Annotated in this window: 7 protein-coding genes and 1 pseudogene; 1 reads left to right on the top strand and 7 read right to left on the bottom strand. The window is 66.0% G+C overall.

Annotated features, from left to right (window positions below; translation table 11 throughout):
• Positions 1-122: 122 nt before the first annotated feature.
• A pseudogene (map, locus tag ACYZGB_RS20610) lies at positions 123-851 on the top strand (type I methionyl aminopeptidase); the annotation flags it as partial.
• Between the two features lie 28 nt (positions 852-879).
• Here the strand turns inward: map and ACYZGB_RS20605 are convergent.
• The 7 genes from ACYZGB_RS20605 to ACYZGB_RS20575 all read right to left on the bottom strand — a co-directional run bounded on the left by ACYZGB_RS20605 (position 880) and on the right by ACYZGB_RS20575 (position 7,515).
• Positions 880-1,908, bottom strand: a complete 1,029-nt coding sequence (locus ACYZGB_RS20605; RefSeq protein WP_462390714.1) for a phosphotransferase enzyme family protein — start codon at positions 1,906-1,908, stop codon at positions 880-882.
• Positions 1,909-2,102: 194 nt separating this feature from the next.
• The gene (locus ACYZGB_RS20600; protein WP_462390712.1) at positions 2,103-2,840 is read right to left on the bottom strand and encodes an SDR family NAD(P)-dependent oxidoreductase; all 738 of its coding nucleotides are present in this window, start codon (positions 2,838-2,840) and stop codon (positions 2,103-2,105) included.
• A gap of 46 nt (positions 2,841-2,886) precedes the next feature.
• Positions 2,887-4,437 carry a cryptochrome/photolyase family protein gene (locus ACYZGB_RS20595; RefSeq protein WP_462390711.1) on the bottom strand — a complete coding sequence of 517 codons (1,551 nt, stop codon included), beginning with the start codon at positions 4,435-4,437 and terminating at the stop codon, positions 2,887-2,889.
• On the bottom strand, positions 4,434-5,750 hold the full coding sequence (locus ACYZGB_RS20590; RefSeq protein WP_462390710.1) for a DASH family cryptochrome: 1,317 nt from the start codon (positions 5,748-5,750) through the stop codon (positions 4,434-4,436). Before ACYZGB_RS20590 ends, ACYZGB_RS20595 begins: the two co-directional genes overlap by 4 nt.
• Positions 5,747-5,920, bottom strand: a complete 174-nt coding sequence (locus tag ACYZGB_RS20585) for a DUF2256 domain-containing protein (RefSeq protein WP_462390709.1) — start codon at positions 5,918-5,920, stop codon at positions 5,747-5,749. The genes ACYZGB_RS20590 and ACYZGB_RS20585 overlap by 4 nt, the downstream gene beginning before the upstream one ends.
• 18 nt (positions 5,921-5,938) lie before the next feature.
• Positions 5,939-6,952, bottom strand: a complete 1,014-nt coding sequence (locus tag ACYZGB_RS20580) for an NAD(P)/FAD-dependent oxidoreductase (protein ID WP_462390708.1) — start codon at positions 6,950-6,952, stop codon at positions 5,939-5,941.
• Positions 6,949-7,515, bottom strand: coding sequence for a lipocalin family protein (locus ACYZGB_RS20575; protein WP_462390707.1), 567 nt, complete (start codon positions 7,513-7,515; stop codon positions 6,949-6,951). The genes ACYZGB_RS20580 and ACYZGB_RS20575 overlap by 4 nt, the downstream gene beginning before the upstream one ends.
• Between the last annotated feature and the right edge of the window lie 22 nt (positions 7,516-7,537).

The raw sequence follows: 7,537 nt of genomic DNA, 5'->3' as shown, positions 1-7,537 counted from the left end.
CGCGCTGGCGCTTCGCTTGCGGACCAATGCCTCCAATTGGTCACGCTCGTCTGTCGTTAAGTTCATCCTGTGCATACCTTCGAATATGGAGTGCATGCAGCCAATTTCAATGATTCAGTGGACTAGCGGCCGAGGTGCTGGCGATGGTCGAGCCACATGTGGTGCCTGGCGTAACCACCGAAGCGCTGGACCGCCTGTGCCACGACCACATCGTGAACGTGCAGGGCGCGCGGCCTGCCAATGTAGGCTATCTGGGGTACCCCAAAACGGTGCTGACCTCGGTGAACCATGTCGTGTGCCACGGCATCCCCTCGCCCCAGCAGATGCTGAAGAAGGGTGACATCGTGAACATTGATGTGGCGGTGGAAAAAGACGGCTGGTATGGCGACACCAGCCGCATGTTCTGCGTGGGCACGCCCAGCGTGCTGGCCCAGCGGCTGGTGCGCACCACGTACGAGGCGCTGTGCGCGGGCATCCGCACGGTGAAGCCCGGCGCCACGCTGGGCGATGTGGGCCACGCCATTGCCACCGTGGCGCAGCGCGAAAACTTCAGCGTGGTGCGCGAATACTGCGGCCACGGCATTGGCACCGTGTACCACGACGAGCCGCAGGTGCTGCACTACGGGCGGCGCGGCCAGGGGCTGCGGCTGGAGGCGGGCATGGTCTTCACCATCGAGCCCATGCTGAACGCAGGCCAGCGCGAGACCAAGGAGCTGGCCGATGGCTGGACGGTGGTGACCAAGGACCGGTCGCTCTCGGCCCAGTGGGAGCACATGGTGGCTGTGACAGACAGCGGCTTTGAGGTGCTTACAGCGTGGCCGGGGGGCACGGGCAGCTACCCTGCGATTTAGGGATGGCCTGCACGAGGAGATTGCCGCATCAGCCGGGTGGCAGCTCCAGACGGGCCCAAGCGGCCATCACATCGAGCTGTTTCTTGATCCAGTCGGCAGACATCATGTTGGCGCCCCAGTGGTGGATGCGCGCCACGCCCTCCCCCATGTTCCACAGATGCCGCAACTGCAGGAACAGGGGCAAGGCAGCGAGGTCGGCATCGGTGACAAGGCCGCCCCCTGCGCGGTAGCCGGCCAGGTACTGCTGCCAGCGCTTGAGCAAGGCTTCGTCGGGCTCCATGGGGGCCTTGCGCGGCAGGTTCGACCACAGCCACACACACAGGTCATAGGTCAGGAACCCTGGTCCGGCGTCGTCAAAGTCAAAGAAGGCGGCGCGCTGCACACCATCGGCATTGGTGTACACATGGTTGTTGAAGCCATGCGTGTCGCCGTGGCACATCACGCGGGTCAAGGTGCCCTCAACATTCGCCAACTCGCTCTGAAGACGCTCAATCAGTTGCCGGTAGGCATCCAGCACGGTGGGGTCGATCTCGGGATGAGCGCTCAGGTAGCCTAGCGTGCGGCCTGCAAGATGGTGTCCGTCCAGCACATAGCGGCTTGCGGGGCCTGCGTAGCTTTGCGCGGCGCGGTGAATCTGGGCCAGCGTGGCGCCGGTCAGATGCAGTTCCTCGGGCGTATCGGGCACGGCACCATCGCAGTGGCGAAACAGCACCAGCGCACGCGGGCCCTCAGGGAACGGCAGGGTAACGCTGGCAGCTCCTTTCGCAGCCAGCACCGGCGTGGCCACGCCCACGCCCTGTGCGTGCAGGTGGGCCAGCAACGCGACCTCAAAATCCACATTGAACGCGCCGCGCGGCCGGATGGCGCAAAGCCGCGCCACGTAGCGGCTGCCATCCGTGGCCCGCACGGCGTAGTTGTCGTTGAGGTTGCGGCGGATCAGGTAGCACTGCTGCACTGGCAGGCCGTAGTGCCGCGCCACCCAATCACTCACGGCAGAGGCAGCGGCTGTAGTTTGGGAGACGACCAGGTTGAGGTCACGGGAGGTGGGTGAAAGCATGCGGCATTCTCCATGGATGCAGCATGAAACACCCGTGCGACGTGGTTCGATGGGCCTGCGCCCAGACGTTGTCGCTCCCCCCAGACTGGTACTAGCGGGAAAACAGCCACATCACGAGAAATTGCTTGAAAGGGCTGCTACCGCCCGCTGGTATTGCACCATCGGTATCAAAACAATAGCGATCCACGTCGCCATCACCACGGCAGCTTGTCGCCGCTGTAGGCGTAAAAGCTCCCCGTTTCCTCCGCCGGCAACCCATCCAGCACCCGCAGCATGTCGCCCGCCGCATCGGCTGCCGGGCGGCCAATCTCCGCGCCATTGAACGGGGCCGACAAGACCGAGTTGACGGTGCCCGGGTGCAGCGCCACCAGCACCGCCTGCGGGTGGGTGCGCGCCACTTCGATGGACGCCGTTTTGACCAGCATGTTGAGCGCGGCCTTGCTGGCACGGTAGCTGTACCAACCGCCCAGGCGGTTGTCACCAATGCTGCCCACCTTGGCCGAAAGCACGGCCAGCAGGCCGCGCCCTTGCTTGGGCAGCAGCGGTGCAAAGTGGGCCAGCACGAGAGCGGGGCCAAAGGTGTTGGTGCGGAAGGTGACTTCCATCTGCGCGTAGTTCAACTGGCCCAGCCGCTTTTCAGGCATGCCGTGGGGCCCGTGCAGCAGCCCTGCGGCGTGGATGATGCAATGCCACGGGCCCTGGTCCTTGAGTTGCTGGGCGGCGTGGGCAATGGTGGCCTCGTCATCCAGGTCCACCGCCGGGTGGGTGTGGCGGCCCAGGCCCACGGCCAGTGCGCAGCGTGGGTCGGCCTGCAGGTGGGCGAGGAAGGCGTTGCCGATGGCGCCGGTAGAGCCGATGACGATGGCGCGATAGCCCTCGGGCAGTGACTGCAAAGAAGTGAACGGGCTTGCGGCGGGTTGAGCTTGAGACATGGCGCGGTCCTGCGGTGAGGGGGCTTGAGATGGTGAGGCAAGCGGGCTACAGCGCATCGAGCCGCGTGCGCAAGGTGGCCGCATGCTCCCGCAACGCATCAAGCTGCGGGCCCTGCATCTTTTGCAGCTGGCGGTACACCATGCCGAGGCGGAAGTTTTTGCCCAGCGTGCCTTCGTTGCGCGTAAAAAAGTTCCAATACAGCGTGTTGTACGGACAGGCCCGCTCACCCACTTTTTGCTTTTTGTCGTAGTGGCAGCCGCTGCAGTAGTCGCTCATGCGGTCGATGTAGGCGGCGCTGCTCACATAGGGTTTAGTGGCCAGCAAGCCGCCGTCGGCAAACTGGCTCATGCCCACGGTGTTGGGCACTTCCACCCACTCAAAGGCGTCGATGTACACGCCCAGATACCAGCGGTGCACGGCAGCGGGGTCGAGCCCCGCCAGCAGCGCAAAGTTGCCGATGACCATGAGGCGCTGGATGTGGTGGGCGTATGCATCCTGAAGCGACTGGCCCAAGGCGTGCTGAATGCAGCGCATTTTGGTCTCGCCCGTCCAGAACCAATCCGGCAGCGGCGTGCTATGGCCCAGGGCGTTGCGCTCGTCGTAGCCGGGCATGTGGGCCCAGTAGATGCCGCGCACATATTCGCGCCAGCCGAGGATCTGGCGGATGAAGCCCTCCACCGCTGGCAGGGGCGCAGTGCCTGCGTGGTAGGCGGCCTCAGCGCGTTGCACCACCTCATGCGGGCGCAGCATTTTGGTGTTGAGTGCGAAGGACAGCAGGGAGTGAAAAAGCCTGCTGCTCTTCGTGCTCATGGCGTCCTCATACGCACCAAAGTCCGGCAGCGTGGTGGTGATGAAATGGTCCAGCCACGCCAGTGCCTCGGCCCGGTTCAGCGGCCAGCGCAGCGCGTGGGCCTGCGGGTTGCCAAAGCTTTGCACGCCTGCGGCCTGGATGATGCCCCACAGGGCGCTGTGGTCGTGCGTGGGGCGGGCGTCGGGCGGCAATACCGGTGTGCCGGGCCAGGGCTTGCGGTTGTCGTGGTCGTAATTCCACTGGCCGCCTTCGGGCTCGCCCGCCTCGTCGATCAGCACGCTGTGGCGCTGGCGCATGCGGCGGTAGAAGTGCTCCATCAGCCACTGCTTGCGGCCTTGGAACACCTCGGCCATTTCGGTGCGGGTGGTGTAGAAGTGCTCGCTGCTGACGGCCTGCACGGCAAAGCTTTGCTGTGTACCCCAGGTGCGCAGTTGCTCGTCCAGCCGCCATTCGTCGGGGTACTGGTATTGCAGCGCGTGCGCACCGTAGTGGGCCATGAGGGCGGCCAGGTTGTCGGGCATCGACTGGCGGTTGCTCGCATCGTCAATCGCCACGTAGCGCACGCGGTGCCCCGCCTCGCGCAGATGCCGGGCCAGATCGCGCATGGCGGCAAAGATGGCGAGGATTTTTTGCGCGTGGTGCAGCACGTAGTCGGTCTCTTGCCGCACTTCCATCAGCACGTAGACCACGCCTTCGTCCGGCGTGGCAAACCATGAATGCTCGGGGTTGAGCTGGTCACCCAGCAGCAAGCGCAACGTGTGGGTGCGCGGTTGCGGGATGCTCATGCCATGCCCCACATGCGGCGGTAGCTGCCGTCGGCATCGTGCTCTTGCGCCTGCTTGATGGGATTGAAGCGGCGGCCCCCGCGCGGGTCGGTGCCGCGCCCGGCGATGTAGAGCCAGTTGGCCTGGTTGCTGTAAACGTCATAGTCCACCAGTTGCGATTCAAACCACGCTGCTCCTGCGCGCCAGTCGCTGTGCAGGTCGTAGATGAGGTAGCTGGCCACCACCTGGCGCAGGCGGTTGCTCAGATACCCGGTGGCAGCCAGCTCGCGCATGGCGGCGTCCACCAGCGGCTCGCCCGTCTCGCCCCGGCACCAGCGGTCAAAGCCGCGCGGGTTGTGTGGAGCGGGCGGCAGTTCTGACAGCCCGCGCGCCCGGTACAGCGCCGCGCTGTATTGCAGGTGCAGCAGCCGAAAGTAGTCGCGCCACAGCAGCTCAAACCACAGCCAGTAGGTGCCATCGTTGGCACCGTGGTCGCGCTCAAAGGTTTTTTGATCGGCATAGATCTGGCGCGGCGAGAGCGCCCCCGTGGCCAGCCAGGGCGAGAACTTGCTGGAGTAATGGAGCCCCGTGAGCCCGTTGCGCGTGGCCTTGTAGCTGTGGGGCAGCTTGCGGGCCAGGTACTGCGCAAGGTGGGCCAGCGCGGCGGCCTCGCTGCCATCGCAAGCAGGCGTGCCGTAGGCGAAGGACGAGCGCGCATCGCTGCCCTGGGGCGGTGTGGGTGGCTGGATGCTGGCAGCGCCCTGCTCTGCGCCCACGGCTTGCAGCACGAGCGCAGGCACTTGGGGCGGCGGCAGCAGTGTGGTGGGTGCGGGCAGTGGTGCAGCGGGGGTGATGTCTGCACGCTCGACCTTCTGGCGGAAGCTGGTGAACACACCGGGCAGGTCAGAGGCAGGCCAGGGCATGTCGGCCGGGTGCAGCAGGCTGCTGTGCCATACGCTACGCACCTGCAGGCCTGCCGCGCGCAGTGCGGCCACCTCGGCCTGCTCGTAAGGGGCGGCAATGTCTTCGCACACCACGGTGGTGGCCCCCACAGCCTGGGCCAGTTGGGGCAAAGCTGTGGCGGGTGGGGCCTGGCAGATCAACAGCGGGTTGCCCAGTGCGCTCATTAGCCCCTGCAGCCCGCGCAACGCGGCAGCGGTGAAGGCGCGGCGGTGTGGGCCTACACGTGCAAAACCCCAGGGCGTGGATTCATCAGCCGTTGGCAAGCACACCAAGGGCAGCAGATGCGTAGCCCCGCTGGTGAGCGCTGCGTGCAGCGCGGGCTGGTCGTGCAGGCGCAGATCGTTGCAAAACCAGAACAGCACGGTGCTCATGCAGCGCCCTCCTCCGCAGCTTTACCGGTGCGCTTTCGTTCGCTGCGGCAGCGGTCGGAGCAGTACTTCACCTCGTCCCACACCTTCTCCCACTTCTTGCGCCAGGCGAAGGGCAGGCCGCAGTGAAGGCAGGTTTTTTGCGGCAGGTCAGATTTTTTGCGCATGCGCATGGCAGGCCTGTGAGTGGGTTACGCAGGCATCAACACCTGCTGGGCCAGCGCACGCCCGCTGAGCCACGCGCCTTCGACCTTGCCGCCGTGCAACCAGTCGCCACACAGGCCCAGGCGCATTTGCGCATCCCACCAGCTGCCCTGCGTGAGCGCGGGTTCGGTGTCGGCATAGCGCCAGCGGTGGGCGGTGGCAGCCAAAGGTGTGGGGCCACCCAGGGCGGCAAAGGCAGTGAGCAATGCGGTGGTGACCGCCTCGGCGCTGTCTTCGATGTGGGCCTCGCTCCATTCGGGGCTGGCGTGCAGCAGCCAGGTTTCTTGCCCCGTGCGGCCGGGTTTGCTGCTGTCGCGCGCCACCCAGCGCAGTGGGCCGGTGTTGATGAACGCACCCTCAAACGGCAGGGCCACGGGGCTTGCGTAGCGCAGCATCACGGCCCAACTGCCACGCATGCGTGCGCTGGCAGCGATGGCGGCGCCTGCGGGGGACACGGGGGCCAGCAAGGGCACAGCCTGCGGGGCGGGCACGGCCAGCAGCACTGCGCTGTAACGCGGGCTGTGCAGGCCATGTTCTGCCGAGGTGATGGTCCACCCGCCCTCGCTGTGGTCCAGCCGCTGCACGGTGGTTTGCCACTGCGCCAGCGCAGGCTCGCCCAGGTGCTGCACCAGCCAGGCTGCAGGCGACGTCATGCGCGGTGTGCCCACAAATCGCTCCAGCGGGGTGGCCGGGGTGGACCAGGCGGTGCCGTCAAAGCTGGCCAGCCGGGCATTCCACAACGCAGCCACACCGGCCTGCTGCCAGCGGGCCACCTCGGCGCGAAAGGCCGGGTCGCGGGCGGTGAAATATTGGGCGCCGTGGTCGCACTGCCAGGGGCCGTTGTCGTCTTCGGCGCGGCGGGTACTCATACGGCCAGACGGGCCCCGGGCTTTGTCGAACACATGCACCGTGTGGCCTGCCTGCAGCAGCGCCTGCGCGCACGACAAGCCTGCCAGGCCTGCGCCAATGACGGCGATGGTTTGTGGCGTAGCAAGGCTCATGGTTGTGGGTCGGTTCGTTCGTGGGTCACCCAGATCAGCGCCTGGGTGTCGATGCCCAGGGCCAGCGCACGGGTGACGAGTTGTTCGCGCACACCAGGGGGCAGCTGCTTGGTGCGCGACAGGATCCAGCAGTAGCTGCGATCCGGCCCCACCACCAGCGCCCACTGGTAGTTGGCATCCAGCGCGGCCACGTGGTAGCCGCCGTAGAACGGGCCAAAGAACGACACTTTGAGCGAGGCGGTGTTGGCATCGCCCGTGAACAGAGCCTTGCCCTCGGCCTGGCGCCAGTCGTTTTTGCCGGTGTCAAAACCCCGGTTGAGCACGCGCACGCTGCCGTCCGCCTGGAGCTGGTAGGTGGCGCTCACGTCCGTCATGCCGCGTTCAAACGAATGGTCCAGCCGGGCCACTTCGTACCAGCGGCCCTCGTAGCGGGCCAGATCAAACGGGGTGACGGGCGTGATGCCCTCGGGCGGGCGGGTGGACGAGCAGCCACTCAAGGCAAGCATCGCCACGGCCAGCCCCAACCAGGCGCAGCGGCGGAAGCAGGATAGAAAGGAAGGCATAAATTACCAATTGGTTACAAAA

The organism is Acidovorax sp. Q11 (genome assembly GCF_054950075.1).
This window is presented reverse-complemented; position numbering and strand designations above follow the sequence as displayed.

Coding starts and splice junctions, on each gene's coding strand:
- ACYZGB_RS20575 (WP_462390707.1), bottom strand. CDS start 7,515: ATGCCTTCCTTTCTATCCTGCTTCCGCCGCTGCGCCTGGTTGGGGCTG.
- ACYZGB_RS20590 (WP_462390710.1), bottom strand. CDS start 5,750: ATGAGCACCGTGCTGTTCTGGTTTTGCAACGATCTGCGCCTGCACGAC.
- ACYZGB_RS20585 (WP_462390709.1), bottom strand. CDS start 5,920: ATGCGCATGCGCAAAAAATCTGACCTGCCGCAAAAAACCTGCCTTCAC.
- ACYZGB_RS20605 (WP_462390714.1), bottom strand. CDS start 1,908: ATGCTTTCACCCACCTCCCGTGACCTCAACCTGGTCGTCTCCCAAACT.
- ACYZGB_RS20580 (WP_462390708.1), bottom strand. CDS start 6,952: ATGAGCCTTGCTACGCCACAAACCATCGCCGTCATTGGCGCAGGCCTG.
- ACYZGB_RS20600 (WP_462390712.1), bottom strand. CDS start 2,840: ATGTCTCAAGCTCAACCCGCCGCAAGCCCGTTCACTTCTTTGCAGTCA.
- ACYZGB_RS20595 (WP_462390711.1), bottom strand. CDS start 4,437: ATGAGCATCCCGCAACCGCGCACCCACACGTTGCGCTTGCTGCTGGGT.